Raw genomic sequence first — 25413 nt, forward strand, 5'->3', positions numbered from 1 at the left:
GCGGGCGCCCGGTGGTCGCCCGGCGATCCCCCGCCGACCGGCGGGCGGTCAGTGCCGATCGGGCGTCATGGCGCTGGTCGGGTCCTGGTAGACGGCGTCCAGGGCGAGCAGGGCGCCGCCGCGCGCCGTGCCGGTCAGGCCCGTGCCGGACAGCACGATCTCGCAGCCGCCGGCGTCCGGCGCCATCACCCGCTCGCGCACCCGGGCGGTCACGCCGTCGAGCAGGTACTCGCCGAAGAAGGCGAAGTGGCCGCCGAGCACGATCAGCCGCGGGTTGAGGATGTCGGCCAGCAGGGCCAGCCCGGGGGCGAGGTTGTCGCCGATCCGCCGCAGCGCCTCCAGCGTGCGGGCGTCCCCGGCGCGGGCGCGCTCGCGCAGCTCGGCCAGGCGGCGCTCCAGGTCCACCATCGGGTCCCAGACCAGGTCGCCGGGGTCGGCGGCGTACCGCAGCAGGGCGCCGCGGCCGATGGTGGTCTCCCAGCAGCCGCGCCGGCCGCACGCGCACAGCTGCTCGGAGGGCACCAGCTGCAGGTGGCCGACCTCGCCCGCGTGGCCGCGGGTGCCGCGCAGCAGCTGCCCGCCGGCGATGATGCCGACGCCGACGCCGGTCTGGCCGGTGACGAAGACGAGGTCGCGCACGCCCGCGGCGGAGGCGGTCACGTACTCGGCGAGCGCGCCGAGCTTCGCGTCGTTCTCCAGGTGCATCTCCGGGGCGCCCGGCCCCAGCCGCTCGCGCAAGCCGGCGATGGCCGGCACGTCCCGCCAGCCGATGTTGGAGGCGAACCGGACCGTGCCGGTGGCCAGGTCGGTGGCGCCGGGGGTGGCCAGGGTGACCCCGGCGACGCGGCCGCCGTCGCGGCGCAGCGCGTCGATCTCCCGGGCGACCAGCTGTGCGGTGGTGTCCAGGGTGGCGTCCGGCCCGGCGGCCCGGACGTCGAAGGGGATCCGCTGCTCGGCGGTGACCTCGCCCTTGAGGTTGAGGGCGAGCAGGCTGACGTAGTCGACGTTGATCTCGGCGCCGATGCCGTGCACCCCGCTGCCGTCGATCTCCACGGCCTGCCCCGGCCGGCCGACGGTGCCCCGGTCCCGCTCGGCCTCGCCCTCGCGGATCAGCCGGCCCTCCAGCAGCTCCGCGGTCAGGTTGGAGACGGTGGCCTTGGGCAGGCCGGTGTCCTCGGAGATGCGGGCGCGCGAGCGGGGGCCCTCGTCGCGCAGCAGGCGCAGCACCATGCCGAGGTTGGCCCGGCGGGAGGACGAGCGGTCGCGGGCGACGGCCGGCCCCGCCATGGCCAGGCTCCGTACGCCCGACCCCTGAAGTGCTGCCTTCACCAACGGCTCCTTGTCTGCGTCCGCACCGGGGCCGGTCGGGCTCGTGCCGCGTGACCGGTGGTCACGGGCCCCTCCGGTGGTGCTGTCGCCACCTCTTGACTTTATCAGGGTTGGTTCAAACAATAACCGAACGAATTCCCCGGTTCCCACTTCCCTCCCTCCGGGGCACGAGGAGACACACGTGAAGGCACCTGTTTCGATGGCCGCGGCGCTCGCGGTCGTGACGGCGGCGGCCCTCGTCGCCGGCTGCTCGTCCAGCGGAGGCGGCAGCGGCAGCGCCGGCCCGGGCGCCGCGTCGGGCCCGGTCACGCTCGACTTCTGGGGCTGGGCCCCGGGCTACGAGCAGTCGGTGGCGCTGTTCAACAAGACCCACCCGGACATCCAGGTCACCTTCGACAAGACCGCCTCCGGCTCCAAGGGCGGGTACACCAAGATGCTCACCGCCGCCAAGGCCGGCAACGCCCCCTGCCTGGCCCAGGTCGGCTACGAGACCCTGCCGAGCTTCGCCGCCGCCGGCGCGCTCACCGACGTCAGCAAGGAGACCGCCGGCGCCAAGGGGCAGTTCGCCGACTGGACGTGGAACCAGGTCACCGTCGACGGCCACACCTACGGCGTCCCGGTCGACACCGCGCCGATGGCGCTGATGTACCGCAAGGACCTGTTCGCCAAGTACGGCATCGACAAGCCCCCGGCGACCTGGGCCGAGTACGCGGCCGACGCCGCCAAGGTCAACGCCGCCGACCCCACCGTCCACCTCGGCAACTTCGGCAACGACGCGTACACCTACGCCGGGCTCGCCTGGCAGGCCGGCGCCGCGTGGTTCGGCACCGCCGGCGACCAGTGGCACGTCACGCTCGACAGCGACGCCAACCGGAAGGTGGCCGGCTTCTGGCAGGACCTGCTGGACCGGAAGCTGCTGACCACCGACCCGAGCAACGACGCCTCGCAGTTCACCGGCATGGCCAACGGCAAGATCCTCTCCGACGTCAACGCCGTCTGGGACGCCCCGATCATCGCCAGCAGCGTGAAGGACGGCGCCGGCCAGTGGGCCGTCGCCCCGATGCCGGTCTGGGACGCGGCCGCCCCGGTCTACGGCAACGACGGCGGCTCGGCCACCGCCGTCCTCAAGGGCTGCGCCCACGCCAAGGAGGCCGCCGAGTTCGCCGCCTGGATGAGCACCGACGCCGACAGCGTCGCGAACCTGATCAAGGTCACCGGCATCTACCCGGCCGCGACCTCGGGCCTGGCCAACCCGGCGCTCGCCCAGCCGGACCCGTTCTACGGCGGGCAGGTGGTCTACGACGTCTTCAAGGCCGAGACCGCCCACATCGCCACCAGCTGGCAGTGGGGCCCGACCATGACGCAGACCTCCACCGACCTCGGCGACGGGCTCGGCAAGGCCGGCAGCGGCGGCACCACGCTGCCCAACGTGCTCGCCGACGTGCAGGGCAGGACGGTGGCCGGCCTGAAGCAGCAGGGCCTCGCCGTCGCCGGCTGACGCCCCACCGACCGGCCCCGCACCACCCCCACGGGTGCGGGGCCACCCCTCGGCCCCGCATCCACGACCCGGGCCGGCTCGACTCAAGGGAGTGACCCATGACCACCGCCCTCCCGGGGCGGACGGCACCGCAGGACCCGACCGCCCGCCCGGCCCGGCGCGCCCGCCGCCCGGCCCGGACCGCCGCGATGTTCCTGGCCCCGTTCCTGCTGCTGTTCACGGCCCTGTACCTGGCGCCGATCGGCTACACCGTCCAGCAGAGCCTGTTCCGCATGCACCGCTCCGGCCTCGGCCTCTCGGCGCCCACCGAGGTCTTCGCCGGCCTCGGCAACTACGCCACCGCGCTGGGCGATCCGGCCTTCCGCGGCTCGCTGCTGCGGGTGCTGCTGATCGGCGTCGTCCAGGTGCCGCTGATGCTGCTGCTGGCGCTCGTCCTGGCGCTGCTGCTGGACGCGAAGTCGACGATGTTCAAGCGGTTCTTCCGGCTGGCGTTCTTCCTGCCGTACGCCCTGCCCGGGGTGGTCGGCGCGATCATGTGGTCCTACCTGGTCGCCCCCGGCCTTAGCCCGATCACCGCGGCCGCCCACCACCTGGGCCTGCACCTGAACCTGACCTCGGACGGCATGCTCGGCCCGACCATCGGCAACATGCTGACCTGGGGCTGGACCGGCTACAACATGCTGATCATCCACTCCGCCCTGCAGGCCATCCCGCCGGAGGTCGTCGAGGCGGCCACCATGGACGGCTGCTCGGCCTTCGGGACCGCCTGGCGGATCAAGGTGCCGATGATCCGCCCGGCCCTCGTGCTGACCACGGTGTTCTCCATCATCGGCACCGCCCAGCTCTACAACGAGCCCGCCATCCTGCACAACGTCGCGCCGAACCTCAGCAGCACCTACACCCCCATCTACGCCGCCCACAACGCCGTGGACGCCAACGACTTCAACCTCGCGGCCACCGAGTCCGTGGTGCTCGCGCTGCTGGCGTTCGTGCTGTCCTTCGGCTTCCTCAAGCTCGTCCAGCGCCGCGGAGCCGCCTCGTGACCACCCCGACCCGCCCGGCCCGGTACCCGGCCTCCCGCTGGCTCACGCTCGGCGTGCTGCTGCTCGCCTCCGTCTACTTCCTCGCCCCGGTGTGGTGGCTGCTGGTCGCCTCGACCAAGACCAGCAGCGGGCTGTTCTCCGGTAACGGCTTCTGGTTCGGCGACTTCGCCCTCCTCGACAACCTGCGGGACGTGTTCACCCGCCAGGGCGGCATCTACTGGCAGTGGCTGGGCAACAGCGCCGTCTACGCGGTGGGCGGCGCGGGCGTCAGCACCCTGATCTCCGCGATGGCGGGCTACGCGCTCGCCAAGTACCGGTTCCGCGGCCGGGAGTTGACCTTCAACGCGGTGCTCGCCGCGGTGCTCGTCCCGCAGCCGCTGCTGGCCGTGCCGCTCTACCTGATGTTCTCCCAGCTGCACCTGGTGAACTCCTTCTGGGCGGTGCTGCTGCCCAGCATGGTCAGCCCGTTCGGGGTCTACCTGGCCCGGATCCACGCCGCCGCCGCGGTGCCGGACGAGCTCATCGAGGCCGGACGGATCGACGGCGCGGGCGAGTTCAGGATCTTCGCCACCATCGCGCTGCGGGTGATGTCCCCGGCGCTGGTCACGATCTTCCTGTTCCAGTTCGTCTCGATCTGGACCAACTACCTGCTGCCCGTGCTGATGCTCGCCGACGACCACCTCCAGCCGGTCACCGTCGGCGTCGTCGGCTGGCAGGCCCAGCGCGCGATCGGCCCCGGCGCGCCGCCGCTCAACGTCGTGGTCACCGCCGCCATGGTCTCCGCGATCCCCCTGGTCGTCCTGTTCCTGTCCCTGCAACGCTTCTGGCGCGCCGGCCTCACCGCGGGCAGCGTCAAGTGAGGAGGCCCGGCGTGCCCGCCCGGTACCACCTGCGGTTCCAGCTGCACCCCACCCCGGACGCCGCCGAACGCGCCGCCGAACTCGCCGCGTTCTGCCGGGAGTCGGGCGTCGACGAGGTCGTCCTGCTGCTCGGCGCCGAGGAGCTCTACACCGGCCACCCCACCGGCGGGGCCGAGGACCGCCTGTACGACACCGCGGCGACGGCCGTCCGGGTCCTGCGCGCGGCCGGGCTCGACGTCAGCCTCAACCCGTGGGTCACCGCCGGCCACGCCGACCGCGGCCGGACCGACCGGCTCGGCTTCGCCCCCATGGTCGGACCGGACGGGACGGTGGCCACCGCCCAGGCCTCGCTCGCCTGCCCGCGCTTCCGCACCTGGCTCGCCGCCCACTACGCCCGCTTCGCCGACCTCGGGTTCCGCGTGCTGTGGCTGGAGGACGACTTCCGCTACCACAACCACGCCCCGCTGCCCTGGGGCGGCGGCTTCGAACCGCTGATGCTGCGGCGCCTCGCCGAGCTGCTGGGGGAGCAGCCGACCCGGGAGCGGCTCGTCGCCGCCGTCACCGCCCCCGGCCCCCCGCACCCGTGGCGGGCCGCCCTCCAACAGGTTTGGCGAACCGCGCAGTTGGAGGTCGCGGCCGAGGTGGCGGCAGCGGTCGCGAAGGCGTCCGGCGGGCGCTCGCAGCTCGGCCTGATGAGCTCCGAACCCGGCGTCCACTCCGTCGAGGGCCGCGACTGGCCGGCCCTCTTCGACGCGCTCGCGATCGACGGTCGGGTCTCGCACCGTCCGCACTTCGCCCGGTACGGCGACGCCCCCGGGCGTGAACTCAGCTTCTCCGTCTGGATGCTGGAGCTCCAGCGGGCGCTGCGGCCGGCGTCCGTGCGCAGCGAACCCGAGGTCGAGAACTGGCCGCACACCGCCTGGTCCAAGTCCGACACGCAGACCTGGTCCGAGCTCGTCGCCGCCCAACTCGCCGGCTCCGACGCCCTGTTCCTCAACGTCCACCCGATGCAGTCCGGCCGCGCCCGGCGCTTCCCCCGGGTCGCCGAACTGCTGCGGCGCTCCCGGCCCGCGCTGGACCTGCTCGCCGGGCCCGCCCGCCGTACCCACGGGGTGGCGCTGCCGGTGCGCCCGGACGCCGCCGCGCACGTGCGCACCCGGCGCGGCGGCGACCTCGCCGAGCTGGCCGTCGACCCCGGCCCGGCCGCGGACTTCCTGCTGCGCTACGGCGTGCCGGTCACCGCCGAGGACGCCCCGGTGCGGGTGCTGTTCGGGCAACTCGCCTGGGCCTACGAGGACGAGGAGATCCGCCGGCTGCTGGCCGGTGGGCTGCTGCTGGACGGCACCGCCGCGTACATCCTGCGGGCGCGCGGGTTCGGGGGCCTGCTCGGCGTCACCGTCGAGGACGTCGTCGAGCGCGAGGGCGCGGGCGGGGGCTCGGGCGGCTGCGAGGGCTCGGACCAGCCGGGCCCGTACGCGCTGGAGCGGGTGCGGGCGGGGGAGGACGCCGGCGCGTACCTGAGCGTCAACGTCCAGCCGGCCCTGGCGCGGCTGCGGCCCGGGGAGGGCGCCGAGACGTGGACCGAGATCCTCACCCCGGACCACCGGGTGTGGGGCGCCGGGCGCTGCGTCTTTACCAACGAACTCGGCGGCCGCGTCGGGGTGTTGGCGGCCACCGCGGTCGAGCTGCTGCCCTTCGACGACGACGGCCAGCGCCTGCTGCACGCGATGGTCCGCTACCTGGAGGGCGACGCGCCCGCCCTGCCGCTGGTCACCGGCGGCCCGCACCTGATCCCGCAGCTGACCCGCACCGAGGACGGCTGGCGCCTCGCCGTCGCCAACGGCAGCGCCGACCCGGCCCGCCCCCGGGTGCACCTGCCCGGCACCCCCGCGCGCGTCGAGGGCACCCTGCTCCGCCCGCTGGCCGAGCCCGAGGCCGTCGACGCCACGGCCTCCGGCCGCAGCCTCGGGGTCGACCAGGACCTGCCGCACCGCGGCTGGCTGCTCCTCGACTGGCGGTAGCGGCCGGCCCGGGATGGTCGGGCGGTGCGCGGCATTGCTCATACATGAGTGCTCGTAGTAAGTAATAACCGCTACTGCTCAAAACCGAGCAGTCATTGCGCAGAAATGCGCAGAAGGAGGGGGTCGTCATGAGTCACGTCGAGCAGGAGATCGCCAGCCAGCCGGAGTGCTGGCGCCGGGCCCTGGAGCTGAAGCCCGCCGGGCTGCCGGGGACCGGTGAGCGGGTGGCCGTCATCGGCTGCGGGACGTCCCTCTACATCGCGCAGGCCTACGCGGCGCTGCGCGAGTCCGCGGGCCTGGGGGAGACCGACGCGTTCGCGGCCTCCGAGTTCCCGGCCGCCCGCCGCTACGACCGGCTGGTCGCCATCAGCCGCTCCGGCACGACCACCGAAGTGCTCGCCGCCCTCGCCCGCGCCGAGCACATGCCCACCACGGCGCTCACCGGCGACCTCGACACCCCGATCCGCACCGCCGCGCACACCGTGGTGGACCTGGAGTTCGCGGACGAGAAGTCCGTCGTGCAGACCCGCTTCGCGACCACGGCGCTCGCCCTGCTGCGCGGCCACCTGGGCCTCGCCCCGGCCGACCTGCCCGCGCAGGCCGAGCGGGCCCTGACCGAGCCGCTGCCCGAAGGCGCCGTCACCGCGGACCAGTTCACCTTCGTCGGCACCGGCTGGACGGTCGGCCTGGCCAACGAGGCCGCGCTCAAGCTCCGCGAGGCCTCCCGCGCCTGGACCGAGTCCTACCCGGCGATGGAGTACCGGCACGGCCCGATCAGCATCGCCGCGCCCGGCCGGCTGGTCTGGTTCTTCGGCGAGCCGCCGACCGGGCTGCTGGCGCAGGTCCGGGGCATCGGCGCCCACACCTCGGTGACCGCCCTCGACCCGATGGCCGACCTGGTGCGCGCCCAGCGCCTGGCCGTCGAACTGGCCAGGGCCGGCGGCCTCGACCCCGACCAGCCGCTCAACCTCACCCGCTCGATCGTGCTGACCCAGCCGTGACGACGGTCATCGCCCTCGACGTCGGCGGCACCCGCGTCAAGGGCGGCGCGGCCGACGAGGACGGCGTCCTGCGGGACACCGACAGCTGGCCCACCGGCGCCGACCGCGGCCCCGAGGCCGCGCTGGAGACGGTGCTGGCGGCCGCCCGCGCGCTCGCCGACCGGCACCGCCCGGCGGCCGTGGGCATCGCGGTGCCCGGCATCGTCGACGAGCCGTCAGGGACCGCCGTCCTCGCGGCCAACCTCGGCTGGCGCCGACTGCCGGTCCGCGACCGGCTCGCCGAGCACCTGGGCCTGCCCGTGGTGCTCGGCCACGACGTCCGGGCCGGCGGCCTGGCCGAAGCCCGCATCGGCGCCGGGCGCGGCAGCCGGGACTTCCTCTTCGTCCCGGTCGGCACCGGGATCGCCGCCGCCGTCATGTCCGAGGGACGGGCGGCCGCCGGCAGCCACGCCCGGGCCGGGGAACTCGGACACCTGGTGGTCCGGCCCGGCGGCGACGCCTGCCCCTGCGGCGGCCGGGGCTGCCTGGAGACGGTCGCCTCCGCCGCCGCCGTCGCCCGCCGCTACGCCGCCGCCACCGGGGAGCACGGCGCCACCGCCGAGGACGTCGCCGCGCGCGCCGCCGCCGGGGAGCGCGCCGCCGTCACGGTCTGGACCGAGGCGATCGAAGCGCTCGCCGACGCCCTGACCACCGCGATCACCCTGCTCGACCCCGAACGCGTCGTCATCGGCGGCGGCCTCGCCCGGGCCGGCGACCCGTACCTCACCGCGCTGCGCGCGGCGGTCGCCGAGCGGCTCACCTTCCAGACGATGCCGCTGATCCTGCCCGCCGCACTCGGCGACCGGGCGGGCTGCCAGGGCGCCGCCCTGCTGGCCCGCGACCTGCTGGCGCACGACCTGCCGCGGGCCGTCCGGTGATCCTCACCGTCACCCTCAACACCGCCCTCGACGTCACCTACCGCGTCGACCGGCTGCGCCCGCACGGCAGCAACCGGGTCCGGGCGAAGGCCGAGCGCGCCGGAGGCAAGGGCGTCAACGTCGCCCGGGTGCTGCACGCCCTCGGCCGCGAGGCGGTGGTCACCGGCTTCGCGGGCGGCACGGCGGGCGCGGCGCTGCGGCGCGACCTCGCCGAGGCCGGCCTGCCCGAACGGCTGCTGCCGATCGCGGGGGAGACCCGCCGCACGGTGGCGGTGGTGGACGAGAGCGCCGGGGACACCACCCTCCTGCTGGAACCCGGCCCGACCGTTCCGGCCGAGGACTGGGAGCGGATGCTCCACCACCTCGGCCGACTGCTGCCCGGCGCGGCGGCCGTGGTGCTCTCGGGCAGCCTGCCGCCGGGCGTGCCCGAGGACGCCTACGGCCGGCTGGTCCGCCTGGCGCACGACCACGGCGTCCCGGCGGTGGTCGACGCGGACGGCGCCGCCCTGCGGGCCGCGCTGGCGGCCGGGCCGGACCTGGTCAAGCCGAACGCCGACGAGCTCGCCGCCGCCACCGGCCTGGCCGACCCGGCGGCCGCCGCTGCCGCACTGCTCGACGGCGGGGCCGCGGCGGTGGTCGCCTCGCTCGGCCCCGAGGGCCTCATCGCCTCGACACCGCAGGGGAGTTGGCGGGCCCGCCCGCCGCGGCCGCTGGCCGGGAACCCGACCGGAGCGGGCGACGCCGCCGTCGCCGCCCTGACACTCGGCCTGGTCGACGCCACCCCCTGGCCGCAGCGGCTGGCCGAGGCGGTGGCCCTGTCCGCCGCCGCCGTGCGCGCCCCGCTGGCCGGCGACTTCGACCCCGACGTCCACCGCCGCCTGCGGCCGTTGGTGGACCTCCATCCCCTCCACCCTCCGAGGAGTGCCTGATGCCCCTGGCCGGAACCGGCGCCATCGTCACCCCCGCGGCCCGTGCCGCGCGCGGGGTGGGCGCCTTCAACGTCATCCAGCTCGAACACGCCCAGGCCATCGTGGCCGGCGCCGAGGCCGCCGAGGCCCCGGTGGTGCTGCAGCTGAGCGAGAACGCCGTCCGCTACCACGGGGCGCTCGCCCCGATCGCCGCCGCCGTGCTCGCCACCGCCCGCACCGCCGCCGTGCCGGTCGCCGTCCACCTCGACCACGCGACCTCGGCCGAGCTGGTCGCCGAGGCCGTCCGACTCGGCTTCTCCTCGGTCATGTTCGACGCCTCCGCGCTGCCCTACGAGGAGAACGTCCGGACCACCGCCGAGGTCGTCGACCACTGCCACGCGGCCGGCGTGTGGGTGGAGGCCGAGCTCGGCGAGGTCGGCGGCAAGGACGGCGTCCACGCCCCGGGCGCCCGGACCGACCCCGCCGAGGCGGCCGCCTTCACCGCCGCCACCGGCGTCGACGCCCTCGCCGTGGCCGTCGGCTCCTCGCACGCCATGCTCACCCGCGACGCCGTCCTCGACTTCGACCTGATCGCCGACCTGCGCGCGGCCGTCCCCGTCCCGCTCGTCCTGCACGGCTCCTCCGGCGTCGCCGACGAGCACCTGACCCGGGCGGTCGAACGCGGCATGACCAAGGTCAACATCGCCACCCAGCTCAACCGCGTCTTCACCGGCGCCGTGCGCCGCACCCTCGACGACGCCCCCGCACTCGTCGACACCCGCCGCTACCTCGGCCCCGGCCGCACCGCCGTGGCCACCGAGGTCACCCGCCTGCTCCACGTCCTCAAGGCCCGCCCGGCCTGAGGCCCGCGCCCCGCCGAGGCCCGCCCCACCCAGGGACGGGCCTCGGCTTCGCGCTGCCCGAGCACGGGACGAGGCCGCCCGGGCCGCATCACCCCAGGCTCCATAACCCGATGTGATGAGGGGCTGGGATCTTCTGGGCGGTGCCCGGATCCGCCAATCTTCTCCCACGCATGAAATGTCACATCGCGCATGGAGGACACGTGGGACAGCGCAGAGTCGGCCCGGCCCTCGCCGCGGCCCTGGGGCTGCTGGCGGTGGCCGGCTGTACGGGGTCCGGCGGCGGCGCAGCCGCCGGACCGGACGCGGCAGCGGTGAAGGGCGGCACGCTGCACGTGCTGTCCACGCTCGACCTGGAGCACCTGGACCCGGCGCGCAACTACGTCACGTCCTCCCAGGACGTGGGCCGGCTGGTCTACCGGACGCTGACCACCTTCAGCGCCGCGCCCGGCGAGGCCGGCGGGACGGTCGTGCCGGACCTGGCCACCGACACCGGCCGCCCGAGCGACGGCGCCCGGACCTGGACCTTCACCCTCAAACCCGGCGTCAAGTTCGAGGACGGCCGGCCGATCACCAGCAAGGACGTCAAGTACGGCGTGGAGCGGACCTTCGCCGCCGAGCTGCCCGAGGGCCCGCCCTACGCCCGGATGTGGCTGGCCGGCGGCGAGGCGTACCGGGGCCCCGCCAAGGACCCGGCCGGGCTCGCCGCGATCGAGACGCCCGACGACGCCACCGTCGTCTTCCACCTCAAGCAGCCGGTGGCCGACTTCGGCTCGGCGGTGTCCCTGCCGATGTTCGCCCCGGTGCCGCAGGACAAGGACACCGGCGTCGGCTACGACTCCCGGCCGTTCTCCTCCGGGCCCTACAAGATCGACGCCTTCGAGCCCAAGAAGCGGCTCACCCTGGTCCGCAACCCCAACTGGGACCCGGCCACCGACACCGTCCGCAAGGGCCTGCCCGACCGGGTCGTCATCGACCTGGGGCTCGACGCCGCCGTCGTCGACCAGCGGCTGATCGCCGGGCAGGGCGAGGACGCGAACGCCGTCGCGCTGGAACCGATCGGCCCCGCCTCGGTGGGGCAGGTGCTGACCGACCCGCGGCTCAAGAGCCGGCTGGTCGTCGGCGACTCGATCAACACCCGCTACCTGAGCATCAACACCCGCCACAAGCCGCTCGACGACGTCCGGGTCCGCCGGGCCATCGCGTACGCGCTCGACAAGGACGCCCTGCGCACCACCCGCGGCGGCCCGATCGCCGGCGACCTGGCCACCAGCCTGCTGCCGCCCTCCCTCGGCTACCAGGCCGAGGACCCCTACCCGAGCAAGGACGGCAAGGGGGACCCGGACAAGGCGAAGGCACTGCTCGCCGAGGCGCGCCACAGCGCCGACCTCGACCTGACCCTCGACGCCCCCGCCACGACCGCCGGCAAGGCGCAGGCCGAGGCGATCCAGGCCTCGCTCGGCCGGGCCGGCATCACCGTGAAGATCAACGAGATCAGCTCCTCCGCCTTCTACAGCACGGTCGGCAACACCGGCCAGGAGCACGACCTGGTGATCGCCGGCTGGTCCCCGGACTGGCCGGGCGCCTCGACCTACCTGCCGATCGTGTTCGACGGCCGCCTGATCACCCCCCAGGGCAACAACAACTACGCCCAGTACGACTCCCCGGCCGTCGACGCCCGGATCGACGAGATCGCCGCGCTGGGCGACCCGGCCGCGGCCCGCACGGCCTACGGGCAGCTCGCCCGGAAGATCGCGCAGGACGCCCCGGTGGTGCCGTTCCTGTGGGACAAGGCGCCGGTCCTCATCGGGCCGAACGTCACCGGAGCGTACGGACACATCGCCTACGTCGGCCGGCTCGACCTCGTCTCCCTGGGGCTGCGCAAGTGACCGCGACGCACGCGGCCGCACCGCACCGGGCCGTGCGTCAACCGACCGTGCTCCGCACGCTGTTGGCCCGCCGCTCGGCGGCCCTCGCGCTGGCCGTGGTGGCCGCCCTGGTCCTGCTCGCGCTCGCCGCGCCGCTGGTCAGCTGGCTCACCGGCAGCTCGCCGACCGCCTTCCACGGCGACGCGGTGGACCCGGCGCTCGGCGGCCTGCCGCGCGGCGCGGCGGGCGGGATCAGCACCCGGCACTGGCTCGGCGTGGAGCCGGTCAACGGCCGCGACGTGCTCGCCCGGGTGCTGTACGGCGCGCGGGTGTCCCTGCTGATCGCCGTCCTCGCCACCGCCCTGTCGGTGGTGCTGGGAACGGCGCTGGGGCTGGTCGCGGGCTTCTTCGGCGGCTGGGCCGACACCGTGATCGGCCGCACCATGGACCTGCTGCTCTCCTTCCCCAGCCTCATCTTCATGATCGCGCTGATCTCGGCGGCGCCCGGCACGGACCGCCGGCTGCTCCTGGTCGTGGTGCTCGGCTTCTTCGGCTGGCCGTACGTCGGGCGGATCGTGCGCGGGCAGGCGATGGTGCTGGCCCGGGGCGAGTTCGTCGCGGCCGCCCGGGTGCTCGGCGCCTCCCGCCGGGCGCTGCTGCTGCGCGAGGTGCTGCCCAACCTGACCGGCCCGGTGCTGGTGGTGGCGACCATGTCGATCCCCGGCTGCATCGCCACCGAGGCTGGCCTGTCCTTCCTCGGCGTGGGCGTCCAGGCCCCCACCCCCTCCTGGGGCCAGATGATCGCCACCGCCGTGCCCTGGTACGCCGCCGACCCGGTCTACTTCCTCGTCCCCGGCGTCTTCCTGTTCGTCACCGTGCTCGCCTTCAACGTGCTCGGCGACGCCGTCCGAGACGCGCTCGATCCCCGGAGCCAGCGCCGATGATCCTCTACCTGTTGCGCAGACTGGCCGTCACGGCGGCCATCCTGCTGGTGATCTGCGCCGCCACCTTCGCCATCTTCTACCTCATGCCCGCCGACCCGGCCCAGGGCGCCTGCGGCAAGGCCTGCAGCCCCGAGCGGATCGACACGATCCGCGCCACCCTCGGGCTGGACCACTCGCCCCTGACCCAGCTCCGCGACTACCTGTCCGGCATCGTCACCGGACGGACCTACGGCAGCGGCCCGCAGGCCGTCGGCTGCCCCTTCCCGTGCCTGGGGTTCAGCTTCCAGACCGACCAGCCGGTCTGGGACCTGCTCACCAGCCGGCTGCCCGTCAGCTTCTCGATCGCCATCGGCGCCGCCGTGCTGTGGCTCGCGGTCGGCGTCGGCGCCGGCGTGGTCTCCGCCCTGCGGCGCGGCAGCCTGTGGGACCGCGCGGCGATGACGGCCGCCCTCGGCGGGGTCTCGCTGCCGATCTACTTCACCGCCCTGGTGCTGCAGTACCTGCTGGTCGTCCAGCTCCAGCTGCTGCCCTACCCGCAGGTCGTCCCGTTCACCGACGACCCGTTCGGCTGGGCGCAGTCGATGCTGATGCCCTGGATCACCCTCGCCATGCTGTACGCCGGGATCTACGCCCGGGTCACCCGCAGCGAGATGCTGGACAGCCTCGGCCAGAACTACGTGCGCACCGCCCGCGCCAAGGGCCTGCCCGAGACCACGGTCGTCCGGCGCCACGCGCTGCGCCCCGCCCTGATGCCGATCGTCACCATCTTCGGCATGGACCTCGGCGCGCTGCTCGGCGGCGCCCTCATCACCGAGTCGGTGTTCGGCCTGCCCGGCGTCGGCAAGCTCGCGGCCGACGCCATCGCCTCCGCCGACCAGCCGGTGATCCTCGGGGTGACGCTGTTCGCCGCCTCCTTCGTGGTGCTCGCCAACCTCCTCGTGGACCTGGTGTACGCCGTCCTCGACCCGAGAGTGAGGGCCGTCGGATGACCCTGCTGACGGTACGTGACCTGACCGTGGAGTTCCGCTCGGGCGTGCGCGCCGTGGACGGCCTCGACCTCGAACTGGACGCCGGACAGGTGCTCGGCGTGGTCGGCGAGTCCGGCAGCGGCAAGTCCGTCACCAGCCTGGCCGTCCTCGGCCTGCTGCGCGACGCCCGGGTCGGCGGCGACATCCGCTTCGACGGCCAGGAGTTGACCGCACTCGGGCAGCGCGCACTGCGCCGCCTGCGCGGCAACCGGATCGCGATGGTCTTCCAGGACCCGCTCTCCTGCCTCAACCCGTACTACTCGGTGGCGTTCCAGATCGCCGAGGCCTACCGGGCCCACCACCGCAGCACGCGCCGGCACGCGCACCGGGTCGCGGTGCGCATGCTGGACCGGGTCGGCATCCCCGAGCCCGAGCGGCGGGCGAAGGCCTACCCGCACGAGTTCTCCGGCGGCATGCGGCAGCGGGTGATGATCGCGATGGCGCTCTGCCTGGAGCCCGACCTGCTGATCGCCGACGAGCCGACCACCGCGCTGGACGTCACCGTCCAGGCGCAGATCCTCCAACTGCTGCGCGAACTGAGGGAGGAGAAGGGCACGGCCGTCATGCTGATCACCCACGACATGGGCGTGGTCGCCGGACTGGCCGACCAGGTCGTGGTCATGCACCAGGGCCGCGCGGTCGAACGCGGCCCCGTCCGGGACGTCTTCCACCACCCCCGACAGCCGTACACCCGGGGCCTGCTTGCCTGCGTCCCGCGGATCGACGGCCCCCTGCCGGACCGACTGCCCACCCTGGGAGCCGCGGAATGAGCCTGCTCAACGTACGGAACCTCGGCAAGCGCTACCCCGTGCGCCACGGCCTCACCCGGCGCCTGGCCGGCCACGTCGCCGCCGTCGACGGCGTCTCGCTGAGCGTCGGCCCCGGCGAGACCCTCGGCCTCGTCGGCGAGTCCGGGTGCGGGAAGTCCACCGTCGCCAAACTGATCACCCGCCTGGAACGGCCCACCTCCGGCAGCATCCACTTCGCCGGGCGCGACCTCGCCGAACTGGACGAGACGGCGCTGCGCCCGGTCCGCCGCGAGCTGCAGATGGTCTTCCAGGACCCCTTCTCCTCGCTCAACCCCCGCCAGACCGTGCGCCGGATCCTCACCGCCCCCGCCCGCTACCAGGGCCTCGAACCGCAGGAACCGGTCGAGGACCTGCTGGCCCGGGTCGGCCTGCGGCCGGAGCACGCCGACCGGCACCCCCACGAGTTCTCCGGCGGCCAGGCCCAACGCATCGGCATCGCACGGGCGTTGGCCCTGCGCCCGAAACTGGTGGTGTGCGACGAACCGGTGTCCGCCCTCGACGTCTCGGTCCAGGCACAGATCCTCAACCTGCTCAAGGACCTCCAGGACGAGCACGGACTGAGCTACCTGTTCATCGCGCACGACCTCGGCGCCGTGCGCCAGATCAGCACCCGGATCGCCGTGATGTACCTCGGATCGGTCGTCGAGACCGCCGACCGCGACACCCTCTTCGCCCACCCCGCCCACCCCTACACCCGCGCCCTGCTGTCCGCCGTACCCCTGCCCGACCCGGACGCCGAACGCGACCGGGAACGCATCGTGCTGCGCGGCGACCTGCCCAGCCCGCTGAACCCGCCCACCGGCTGCCGGTTCCGCACCCGCTGCCCCAAGGCCGACGACCGCTGCGCCACCGACCGCCCCGACCTGCGGACGATCGCCCCCGGACAGCAGGTCGCCTGCCACTACCCCGAGAGGACGCCGTGATCCGCGCCCAGTACCGGCTGCCCGGCCTCGCCGTGACCGACCACGCCTTCGCCCTGCCGCTCGACCACGCCGAGCCCGCACGCGGAACCATCGAGGTCTTCGCCCGCGAGCTCGTCGACCCGGCCCGCGCGGACGAGCAACTGCCCTGGCTGCTCTACCTCCAGGGCGGCCCCGGCGGGAAGTCCCCGCGCCCGCTGAACGCCACCGCGGGCTGGCTCGGCCACGCCCTGAAGACGCACCGGGTGCTGCTGCTCGACCAGCGCGGCACCGGCCGCTCCACCCCGCTCACCGCGCGGACCGCCGCCCGCTTCGGCACCGCCCGTCAACTCGCCGACCACCTGGCCCGGTTCCGCGCCGACTCGATCGTCGCCGACGCCGAACTGATCCGCCGCCACCTGTGCGGCGACGCCCCCTGGGAGACCCTCGGCCAGAGCTACGGCGGCTTCCTCACCCTCAGCTACCTCTCCGCCGCCCCCGAGGGCCTGCGCGCCTGCTACGTCACCGGCGGCCTCCCCGGCCTCGACACCACCGCCGACGACGTCTACGCCGCCACCTACCCCCGCGTCCGCGAGAAGACCGCCCGCTACTACGCCCGCTACCCCGGCGACCGCGAACTCCTGCGCCGACTGGCCGACCTGCTCGACCGCCAGCCCGTCCACCTCCCGGACGGCGACCGGCTGACCGTACGGCGGCTGCGCACCCTCGGCCTGCTGCTCGGCATGGGGGAGGGCGCCGAACGCCTGCACTGGCTGCTCGACGAGGCGCTCGACCCGGACGGCCGGCCCTCGGCCACCTTCCTCCACCAGGTGGCGAACCTGACCGGCTTCACCGACAACCCGCTGTTCGCCGTCCTCCAGGAGTCCATCTACGGCCGCCCCGGCACGGCCACCGACTGGGCCGCCGCCCGGGCGATGCCCGACCACCCCGAATTCGCCGAAGCCGCCGACCCCCTGCTGCTCACCGGCGAGATGCTCTACCCGTGGATGTTCGAGGAGATCGCCGCCCTCCGCCCCTTCGCCGAGGCCGTCCACCTGCTCGCCGAACGCACCGACTGGCCCGAGCTGTACGACCCGGCGCGGCTCGCCGCCAACCCGGTGCCGGTGGCCGCGGCCGTCTACCACGACGACATGTACGTGGACGCGGGCCTGTCCCTGCGCACCGCCCGGGCCGTCGGCTCGCTGCGCGCCTGGGTCACCAACGAGTGGGAGCACGACGGCGTCACCGCCTCCGGCGACCGGGTGCTCGCCCGCCTGATGGACCTGGCCGCCGGCCGCCGCTGACCCCCCCGACCTCCGCATCCGAAGGAGAACGATGAGACTGCGCCCGCTCACCGCCGCCCTGGCCGTGACCCTCCCGCTGATCGCGGCCGCACCGGCCACCGCCGCCACCGACGACGCCGAGGACCACGCTCGCCCGGCCGCCGCCTGCGCCCTCGCCGGGAAGACCGGCTGGACCGACGAGGGCCACGACACCGACTACCACCAGTTCCAGCAGCCGCTCGGCACCAAGCACGTCCTGATGCTCTTCGTCGACTTCCCCGACGCCCCGGCCGCCGGCGCGCCCGACGACTACTACCGCCAACTCGCCCCGGCCGCCGACTGGATGGAGCAGGACTCGTACGGCCGGGCCCGGCTGGACATCACGCCGCTGAAGCGCTGGATCCGCATGCCGCAGGACTCCGCCTCCTACGGCTTCCAGCGCGGCATCACCTTCGAGCAGCACGAGCTGTACGTGAAGCAGGCCGTGGAGGCCGCCCAGCCGTACACCGACTTCTCGTCGTACGACATGCTCTACATCGTCCCCACCAAGACCGCCTCGGCGATCAGCTTCTCGCCCACCTACCTCTACGACCCGACCGGCGCCGGGATCACCGCGAACGGCAAGCGGATCAAGTGGGCGGTCACCTTCGGCCAGGACATGAACCACTGGGGCTACAAGGTCGCCGACCACGAGACCAGCCACACCTTCGGCCTGCCCGACCTCTACGCCTTCACCGCCACCGACTACCACCGCTACGTCGGCGGCTGGGACCTCATGGGGAACATCGCGGGCGCCGCCCCGCAGCACCTCGGCTGGGAGCGCTGGAAGTTCGGCTGGATCGACGACCACCAGGTCGCCTGCCTGCCCGGCGCCGGCAGCCGCACCGTCCACCTGAAGGCCGTCGAACGGCCCGGCGGCACCAAGATCGCCGTGATCAGGACCAGCGACACCACGGCCTACGTCGCCGAATCCCGCCGAGCCGTCGGCGCGGACGGCAAGGCCTGCTCCACCGGCGTGCTCATCTACAAGGTCGACACCTCCGTCGCGACCGGCAACGGCCCCGTCCAGGTCGTCACCAACCCCGGCGCCGCCGCACCCACCGGGGCCTGCACCGCCCTGGACATGCAGGCCTACCAGCCCGGCCAGTCCTTCACCGACCCCACCACCGGCGTCACCATCGACGTGCAGCGCCGCGGCCCGCTGACCGACACCGTCCGCCTCACCCGACGGTGACCACCCCCGAACTCGCGCCGTGATGCCACGGGGTGACTCCCCACGGCATCCCCGCTGTGTACGGCGCGACCCCTCCCGGCCGGGGCGACCCCCCGGCCGGGAGCCGGCCTTTCCGGGCCTCCACGCCCAGGGCAAGCAGGGGATGAAACGCTCCGGGATGACCGACGGCTATGGCATCCCGCTCGGCCGTGTCCTGGCCGGTGCCAACCGCCATGATTCCCCACTCCTGGCCCCGACTCTCGACCTACTGGGCGGGGTTGGACCTCTGCCGGACGACATCTCCGTGCACCTCGATGCCGGTTACGACTCCGCCGGCACCCGCACCGAACTGGACCAGCGGGAACTGCGCGGGATCCTGTGAAGCGACGGCATGGCCACATCACGATTTGGGGTACAACTCCCTCGTTCCCTCGCTTGCCCCGGCGCCCCGACCTAGCGTGGCTGGTCCAGTGGTGCTGGACATCAATCAACTGGCAGGCGATTTCAAAGACTTACCGACACGATATGGGGTTGGTCGCATGTTCCTGAGCGTTCCCTTCGACGACGGCCAGGCGTTCGTCGTGGAACTGCCCGAAGGGCAGGGTTCCGGCGTGCTCCGGGCGGCTCGGGGAGATGCGCTGGTCGAGTCCTCAGCCGAGACCTTCGAGTCCGGCCTGGCCCGGGTACGGCAGGTCGCCGCGGCCCTGCTGGTGCGGCTGGCCGACCTACCCCGCAAACCCGACCACATCCGGGCCGAATTCGGGATCAAGATCACAGCCGAGGCGGGGCTCGTCGTGGCCAAGGCGTCCGGCGACGCGCATTTCACCCTGGAGCTGGAATGGAGCCGCCACGAGAGTGAGGCATGAGCCGGCCCCCCGCCTGGGAGCGCGGGACGGCCCGCGTCCTCCACGACGGACGGCCGGTCGGGGCCGCGTTCCTGATCCCCGGACGGCTCATGCTCACCTGCTCGCACGTCGTCGCCGCCGTAGCGGGCATCCCGGACGACCAGCCTCTCCCGGCGGACTTCCCCGTGACCGTCGACTTTCCGCTGCTTCCCGGCTGCCCTACGGCATCGGCCACGGTCCACGTCAGCGTCCCGGTGGCGGCCGACAACAGCGGTGACGTCGCTGTCCTGCGCCTTTCCGACACGCCGCCGGAGAACGCCGTTCCCCTGCGGATTCTGGAGTCGGACCAGCTGGCCGGACACCGCTGGCGGGCGTTCGGGTTTCCCCGGTACGCCGGGCCGGGTGGCAGCAAGGACGCCGGAATCTGGACCACCGGCACGATCGAGGGCCGCGAGGGCACCGGCTGGTGGCAGCTGACCTGTGACGAGCACGCCGGGTTCCCGCTGGCCGGCGGGTTCAGCGGGGCACCGGTGTGGGACGAGGAGTTCCAGGGCGTCGTCGGTGTCGTCGTCGCCGTCGAAGGGGACCAGCGGCGGCGCACGGGCTATGCGCTGACCGTCGAGTCGCTGGCCCGTGAATGGCCGGAACTACGCGTCCGACTGCTGGCCGACAGCCCCTTCCGCGAGCTCCTGGCGTTCACCGAACAGGACGAAGCGGTGTTCCACGGGCGCGGTCACGAGACGCGCCGACTGCTTGAACTCCTCGGAGAGCAGCAGGTGCCGGTGCTGCCGGTGCTCGGTGCCTCCGGGGTCGGCAAGTCCTCACTTGTCAGCGCCGGCCTCCTGGCCCGGCTCGACGACCGAGCCCACATCATCGCCCGCGTGCCCCACGGGCTGCGGCTCACCGCCGAGGAACTCCTCGCCTGGGCGCTCGCCTCGGTCGGTGATACGGACCCGAACACGGCCCAGTGGCACGACCGATGGACCGCCCTGGCCCGTCAACTGGCCAGCGGCGAACACGGACTGCGCACGGCACTCGAACAGACCTTGGCCGGCCGCGGCAGACACGCCAAACTCCTCCTCGTCGTCGACCAGTTCGAGACCCTGCTCGCGGATGCGCCCGAAACGGCACGCAAGCTGGACGCGATGCTGGCTGTCCTGACCGCGCGGCGCACCGACGGCAGCAGGCCGGCTCAGGCGGTCGTCGTCGCCCGGATCGACTTCCTCTCCCAGATCGAGCAGCTTCCCGTCCTGCGCGCAGCCTGGGAAGCGACGCACGTCGTCGTGCCGCCGATGACCCGGGACCAGCTGCATGCGGCCATCACCCGCCCCCTGGAGGCACACGGCGGAGTCCGCTACGCCGACGGCCTCGTCGAGCAGCTGCTCCGCGACACACCGCTCGGCGCGGCCGCACTGCCGATGCTGGAGTACACCCTGAGCCAGCTCTGGGAACAGCAGACCCGCGGCATTCTCACCGCCGCCTCCTATCAGGAGCTCGGCGGGGTCCAAGGGGCACTGGTCGGCAACGCCGAGTCCACCCTGTGGGAATGGGCGGACGAGTCCGAACGCGCGGCGCTGGAACGGATCTTCATCCAACTGGTCCGCCCGGCCGAGCAGCTGGACGCGGGGGATCGCGGCCCCGACACCCGCAGGGTCGCCGACCGCACCCAGTTCTCGGACGAGGACTGGTCGTTGATCCACCGGCTGGCCAGCACCCGACTGGTCGTCGTGACCCGCCGCCCGAACGGACCGGACACCGTCGAGCTCGCCCACCAGATGCTGGTGGAGAGCTGGCCGAGACTGCAGCGCTGGGTCGAGGCGAACCGTGCCTTCCGCACCTGGCAGGAGCGGCTGCGCCGTGCGCTCCGCGCCTGGCAGGAACAGGGCCGACCGGATGAACTCCTGCTCGGGCGGCGCGAGGTCGAGGAGGCGAAGCGGTGGATCGACGAGCGCCCGGACGAAGTCCCCGCCGAGGAACTCGAGTTCGTCTCCACCAGTGCGAGGGCCCAGGCGCGGCTCGCCCGTCGGCGCAGGATCGTCCGGGGCGGCTTCGCCCTCCTCGCCGTCCTCGTCCTCATCGCCTCCGGCCTCGCCCTCGTCAACGCCCGGGCGGGCAGCGAGCAGCGGGACCTGGCTGCGAGCCGGCAGCTGACTGCCCGAAGCGCGAGCCTGACCGCAGCCGACCCCGCCATGGCCGCCCGTCTGGCCCTGGCCGCGCAGCGCATCCACCCGACGGCAGACACCCGGGCGCGGCTCCTCTCCGCCGCCGGCTCACCCTTGATCAGCACGCTCATCGGGCATACCGGCCCGGTCAGATCGGTGGTGTTCAGTCCGGACGGGAAGGGCCTGGTTACTGGCAGCGAGGACGAAACGGCGCGGTTGTGGGACGTGGCCGCACGCCGCGAGGTGAGCACCCTGCCCGGCCGGAATCTCGACACGGTGGTGTTCAGCCCGGACGGCGGGACCTTGGCGACCTTCGACTACCCGGACCAACGGGGGCGGCTGTGGAACGCCCGCACACTCGGCCCGGTCGGTGATCTCGCCGGTGCGGCGCAACCCCTGGGCTTCAGCCCAGATGGACGGATCCTGGCCACCGGAGGTCTCGGCGATGCCCTTGGGTCGGTGCAGTTGTGGGACGTGGAGACCCACCATCAGCTGGCCGCTCTCACAGGCGTTCACGGTTCGTGGCCGATGTCGGCGGCGTTCAGCCCGGACGGGACGACGCTCGCAGTCGGCGGCGGCGCCGACCAGGAGGTGCGGCTGTGGGACGTGCGGACCCACGACCAGCTGGCCGTCCTCACCGGCCACACGGGTGAGGTGACGTCCGTGGCCTTCAGCCCAGACGGCAGCACCCTCGTCAGTACCGGCGGTGATGCCACAGTGCGGCTGTGGGACGTGCGGAGCCGCCAGGCGCTGGCGACGCTCACCGGCCACCGGGGTGCGGTGCAGGCGGCGGCGTTCAGTCCGGACGGGCAGATCTTGGCCACCGCCGGTCGGGACTGGACGGTGCGCCTGTGGGACGTGCCGACGCGCCGGGCTCTGGTGACGCTCAACGGCCATACGCGCGACGTCAATGCGGTGGCGTTCAGCCCGGACGGAAGCACCCTGGCGAGCGCCGGTGAGGACAGCACGGTGCGGCTGTGGGACATGCGCGCAAGCCGTCCGTTGGCCATGTTCGCCGGGCAGGGCGGTACGATGCGCCCGGTGGCGTTCAGCCCGGACGGCCGGACGCTGGCCACCGGGGGCCATGACCAGGCGGCGCGGCTGTGGGACGTGCAGACGCACCGCCAGTCGGCCGTCCTCACGGGCCGGGGAGGCACGCTCCTCACGTTGGCGTTCAGTCCGGACGGGAAGACCCTGGCCACCGCGAGCGACGACGGGACGGCGTCGCTGTGGGACACCGCGACCCACCGCGAACTCGCCACCCTCACCGGCCACACCGGGCTGGTGGGCGCGTTGGCCTTCAGCCCGGACGGACGAACGCTTGCCACCGCCAGCTACGTCGACCAGACGGTGCGACTGTGGGACGTGGTGTCCCACAGCCCGCTGGCGACCCTCACGGGCACGTCGAGTCCCGTGGTCTTCAGTCCGGACGGCAACACCCTCGCCACGGGAGGCGGCACCATCGCGTCGACGGCGAAGTTGTGGGACGTGCGGACCCACGACCAGCTGGCCGTCCTCAGCGGCCACAAGGGCCTGGTGGGCTCGGTGGCGTTCAGCCCGGACGGAGCCCTCCTGGCCACTGGCAGCTGGGACGGCACGGTCCGGCTGTGGGACGTACGCACCCACGACCATGTAGCCGTCCTCACCGGCCACACCGGTTATACCCAGTCGGTGGCGTTCAGCCCGGACGGGAGCACCCTCGCGAGCGGCGGCCGGGACGCCACCGTGCGGCTGTGGGACGTGCGGACGCGGAGCCAGGTGGCCGTCCTGACGGGTCACGCCGACATCGTGTGGTCCGTGTCGTTCAGCCCGGACGGAAACACGCTGGCCAGCAGCAGCCAGGACGCCACCGTGCGGCTGTGGGACGTCCGGACGCGGAGCCAGGTGGCGCTCCTCACCGGCCACACGGGCAACGTGTGGTCCGCGCTGTTCAGCCCGGACGGAAAACGCCTGGCCACGAACGGCGAAGACACGACGGTCCGCCTGTGGGACACCGGGATGTACACCGACCTCGACGCCCTCATCGGCAGGGCCTGTGCCATCGCCGGCCGCTCAATCACCCGCGAAGAGTGGCACCAGTACGTCCCCGCCGGCGTGTCCTACCACCAGACCTGCCCCTGACCGCCGTCCTCGTCCCGGACCGGGCTGAACGCCGCACCGTTGTGATCCACGCCTTCTTCGACCTCGCCGACACCGTCAGCACCGTCCGCAGCCTGATCCGACGGGCACGGACCACTCGCCGCTGGGACGACCGTCCGCAACGTCGACGATGAACAACCCGCGATCAGGGCGAACTCTTGCTGAAGACCGCCCGCACGACCTCGTCCGGGGAACCGCCCGCCTCGGCGATCAGCTCTCCACCGGCCGACCAGATCCCCGAGCGGCCGGACGTGCGGTCGAATCCGCCGCCGGTCGGGCCCGCGAAGGCCGCCGTGGCAACCCACACATCGTGGTCCGCGGCGACTCGCAGGGCGCGCTCGCCATGAACGTCGGCCTCGTCGTCGGCGTGGACTACCCCCGCCACGTAGCCATCGATACCCAACGCCGCCGTCTTCGCGGCATGCTCGGGGATGCCGGTGTCACGGCAGATGGCGAGCCCCAGCCGCCACCCGTCCACTTCGATCACGGCCGGTTCCCCGGGCACGAAGCGGGTGGCCTCGCTGTGATGAAGGCAGACCTTCCCGTAGGCCACTCGCGCGCCCTCTCCGTCCACAGCCAGGACGCCGATACGCGGGCCCGGCACGGGCGCACCGACCAGGGCGAGTGTCCCGGTCTCGGCGCACGCGGTGACGATCGGGGCCAGCCGTTCATCGTCCGGGGAGACCGGCGCGGCGTCCAGTTCGTATCCCGTCAGCGACATCTCGGGGAAGACCACCACCCGTGCGCCCGCCGCCCGGACCGCCTCCGCATGGGCCACCGCGTTGGCCGTCACGTCGTACGCCACACACCGCGGTTGCGCCACCGCGATGCTCAGCTGCCGCTCCACTCCGACACCTCTCGTTGACCAAGACCACCTGAACCGGCGGCCGCAGGGTCGCGTCACTGCTGAAGCTGCGGGCACCGGCCAACCCGCACGGTCCAGGCCCTCAGTCTGCCTGGACGATCCGCCGCCACTACAGCCGCCCGCGCCCGACTCGGCACCCCTATCCGCGCCGCCTCTCAGCGACGAGGCCCAACGATCGGATCAGCTGGACGAGTTCGGCGTGGAAGAGCTTGTCCGGCGAGAGCGTCTGGGCGCGCAGGTGGCCGTAGACCTCCAGCGCGACCAGGCCGTGCAGGTGCCCCCACATTCGCAGCGCCAGGGCCACGCCGGCCGGCGGTAGCGCGGGGAACGCCGGGCGGACCTTGTCGAGCAGGCCGGGGTCGAAGTCGTCCCAGTCGAAGTCGCCGTCCCCGTGCGACCGTTCGGCGCTGCCCCAGGCCGTGTCCGCCAGTGCGGCGATGCCGACGCAGACCCGCCGGGCGGCGTCCGGTGCGGCGCCGCCGGTCGGGGCCTGGTAGCCGGGGACGGGGTCGCCGTAGATCAGCCGGAAGCCCTCGGGGTTGGCCAGCGCCCAGTCGCGGAAGGCGTGGGCCCAGGCCTGGATCCGCTGCGCCGGGGCGTCCTTTGCGGAGGCGGCCCAGGCGGCGTCGACGGCGTCGGCGAGCGCGGTGTAGACGTCCTCGATGAGGGCGGTGACCAGGTCGTCGCGGGTGGCGAAGTAGCCGTAGATGGCGTTGGCGGTCATGCCCATCTCGCGGGCGATCGCCCGCAGCGTGATCGCGTCCGGGCCGCCCGAACCCATCAACTGCAGCGCGGTGCGCTTGATCTCGGCGGTCGTCTCGGCCCGCAGTCGTTCGCGTCGTCCGGTGCTTCGGGTGGCTGCCACCGGCTCACTGTACAGCGTCACTGCACTGATTGCTGTGCGGAAACTGCACGCCGTAT

At 73.5% G+C, this 25413-nt stretch carries 19 protein-coding genes and 3 pseudogenes; 19 read left to right on the top strand and 3 right to left on the bottom strand.

The genetic code is table 11. From position 1 onward, the window contains the following. Positions 1–48: 48 nt before the first annotated feature. Complete coding sequence (locus AB2U05_RS33835; protein ID WP_208615509.1) at positions 49–1329, bottom strand: ROK family transcriptional regulator; 1281 nt, start codon at positions 1327–1329, stop codon at positions 49–51. A gap of 181 nt (positions 1330–1510) precedes the next feature. On the opposite strand from AB2U05_RS33835, the gene AB2U05_RS33840 reads away from it, so the two are divergent. From AB2U05_RS33840 to AB2U05_RS33930, 19 genes and pseudogenes are all read left to right on the top strand, one after another. Further along, positions 1511–2827: a sugar ABC transporter substrate-binding protein gene (locus AB2U05_RS33840; RefSeq protein WP_369185320.1), complete on the top strand. Its 1317-nt coding sequence runs from the start codon at positions 1511–1513 to the stop codon at positions 2825–2827. A 98-nt stretch (positions 2828–2925) separates the two neighbouring features. Continuing rightward, on the top strand, positions 2926–3870 hold the full coding sequence (locus tag AB2U05_RS33845) for a carbohydrate ABC transporter permease (RefSeq protein ID WP_045699740.1): 945 nt from the start codon (positions 2926–2928) through the stop codon (positions 3868–3870). Beyond that, positions 3867–4730 (top strand): carbohydrate ABC transporter permease, encoded by an 864-nt coding sequence (locus AB2U05_RS33850; RefSeq protein ID WP_045699741.1) that lies wholly within the window; start codon positions 3867–3869, stop codon positions 4728–4730. Before AB2U05_RS33845 ends, AB2U05_RS33850 begins: the two co-directional genes overlap by 4 nt. Positions 4731–4741: 11 nt before the next feature. Beyond that, on the top strand, positions 4742–6751 hold the full coding sequence (locus AB2U05_RS33855) for a hypothetical protein (protein ID WP_369185321.1): 2010 nt from the start codon (positions 4742–4744) through the stop codon (positions 6749–6751). Between the two features lie 128 nt (positions 6752–6879). After that, a complete protein-coding gene (locus AB2U05_RS33860; RefSeq protein ID WP_369185322.1) occupies positions 6880–7752 on the top strand; it encodes an SIS domain-containing protein in 873 nt (290 codons plus the stop codon). Then, positions 7749–8669 carry an ROK family protein gene (locus AB2U05_RS33865; protein WP_369185323.1) on the top strand — a complete coding sequence of 307 codons (921 nt, stop codon included), beginning with the start codon at positions 7749–7751 and terminating at the stop codon, positions 8667–8669. The genes AB2U05_RS33860 and AB2U05_RS33865 overlap by 4 nt, the downstream gene beginning before the upstream one ends. Then, complete coding sequence (locus AB2U05_RS33870) at positions 8666–9598, top strand: 1-phosphofructokinase family hexose kinase (protein ID WP_369185324.1); 933 nt, start codon at positions 8666–8668, stop codon at positions 9596–9598. Before AB2U05_RS33865 ends, AB2U05_RS33870 begins: the two co-directional genes overlap by 4 nt. Further along, a complete protein-coding gene (locus AB2U05_RS33875; protein WP_369185325.1) occupies positions 9598–10440 on the top strand; it encodes a ketose-bisphosphate aldolase in 843 nt (280 codons plus the stop codon). Before AB2U05_RS33870 ends, AB2U05_RS33875 begins: the two co-directional genes overlap by 1 nt. Before the next feature lie 200 nt (positions 10441–10640). Continuing rightward, entirely contained in the window at positions 10641–12326 is a 1686-nt protein-coding gene (locus AB2U05_RS33880) for an ABC transporter substrate-binding protein (RefSeq protein ID WP_369185326.1), read from the top strand. Then, the gene (locus AB2U05_RS33885; RefSeq protein ID WP_369185327.1) at positions 12323–13249 is read left to right on the top strand and encodes an ABC transporter permease; all 927 of its coding nucleotides are present in this window, start codon (positions 12323–12325) and stop codon (positions 13247–13249) included. Before AB2U05_RS33880 ends, AB2U05_RS33885 begins: the two co-directional genes overlap by 4 nt. Further along, positions 13246–14238 carry an ABC transporter permease gene (locus AB2U05_RS33890; RefSeq protein WP_369185328.1) on the top strand — a complete coding sequence of 331 codons (993 nt, stop codon included), beginning with the start codon at positions 13246–13248 and terminating at the stop codon, positions 14236–14238. Before AB2U05_RS33885 ends, AB2U05_RS33890 begins: the two co-directional genes overlap by 4 nt. Next, positions 14235–15002 (top strand): annotated as a pseudogene (locus tag AB2U05_RS33895) (ABC transporter ATP-binding protein); the annotation flags it as partial. The gene AB2U05_RS33890 and the pseudogene AB2U05_RS33895, both read left to right, overlap by 4 nt. 41 nt (positions 15003–15043) lie before the next feature. Beyond that, entirely contained in the window at positions 15044–16009 is a 966-nt protein-coding gene (locus AB2U05_RS33900) for an ABC transporter ATP-binding protein (protein ID WP_369185329.1), read from the top strand. After that, a complete protein-coding gene (locus AB2U05_RS33905) occupies positions 16009–17289 on the top strand; it encodes an alpha/beta fold hydrolase (RefSeq protein WP_369186038.1) in 1281 nt (426 codons plus the stop codon). The genes AB2U05_RS33900 and AB2U05_RS33905 overlap by 1 nt, the downstream gene beginning before the upstream one ends. Positions 17290–17320: 31 nt before the next feature. Next, on the top strand, positions 17321–18502 hold the full coding sequence (locus AB2U05_RS33910; protein ID WP_369185330.1) for a M6 family metalloprotease domain-containing protein: 1182 nt from the start codon (positions 17321–17323) through the stop codon (positions 18500–18502). 127 nt (positions 18503–18629) lie between these two features. Further along, positions 18630–18839: pseudogene (locus AB2U05_RS33915) on the top strand (transposase); the annotation flags it as partial. Between the two features lie 112 nt (positions 18840–18951). Next, positions 18952–19347: a CU044_2847 family protein gene (locus AB2U05_RS33920; protein ID WP_369185331.1), complete on the top strand. Its 396-nt coding sequence runs from the start codon at positions 18952–18954 to the stop codon at positions 19345–19347. After that, entirely contained in the window at positions 19344–23609 is a 4266-nt protein-coding gene (locus tag AB2U05_RS33925) for a trypsin-like peptidase domain-containing protein (RefSeq protein ID WP_369185332.1), read from the top strand. Before AB2U05_RS33920 ends, AB2U05_RS33925 begins: the two co-directional genes overlap by 4 nt. Positions 23610–23635: 26 nt before the next feature. Next, positions 23636–23761, top strand: a pseudogene (locus AB2U05_RS33930) (IS5/IS1182 family transposase); the annotation flags it as partial. An 11-nt stretch (positions 23762–23772) separates the two neighbouring features. On the opposite strand, the gene AB2U05_RS33935 reads toward AB2U05_RS33930, so the two are convergent. Together AB2U05_RS33935 and AB2U05_RS33940 are read right to left on the bottom strand one after the other, a co-directional pair. Further along, positions 23773–24474: a carbon-nitrogen hydrolase family protein gene (locus tag AB2U05_RS33935; protein ID WP_369185333.1), complete on the bottom strand. Its 702-nt coding sequence runs from the start codon at positions 24472–24474 to the stop codon at positions 23773–23775. Between the two features lie 157 nt (positions 24475–24631). Beyond that, complete coding sequence (locus tag AB2U05_RS33940) at positions 24632–25357, bottom strand: TetR/AcrR family transcriptional regulator (RefSeq protein WP_369185334.1); 726 nt, start codon at positions 25355–25357, stop codon at positions 24632–24634. Positions 25358–25413 lie beyond the last annotated feature (56 nt).

The sequence above is a fragment of the Streptomyces sp. Y1 genome (genome assembly GCF_041053115.1).
In the GTDB taxonomy this organism is placed as follows: domain Bacteria; phylum Actinomycetota; class Actinomycetes; order Streptomycetales; family Streptomycetaceae; genus Kitasatospora; species Kitasatospora rubellomurina.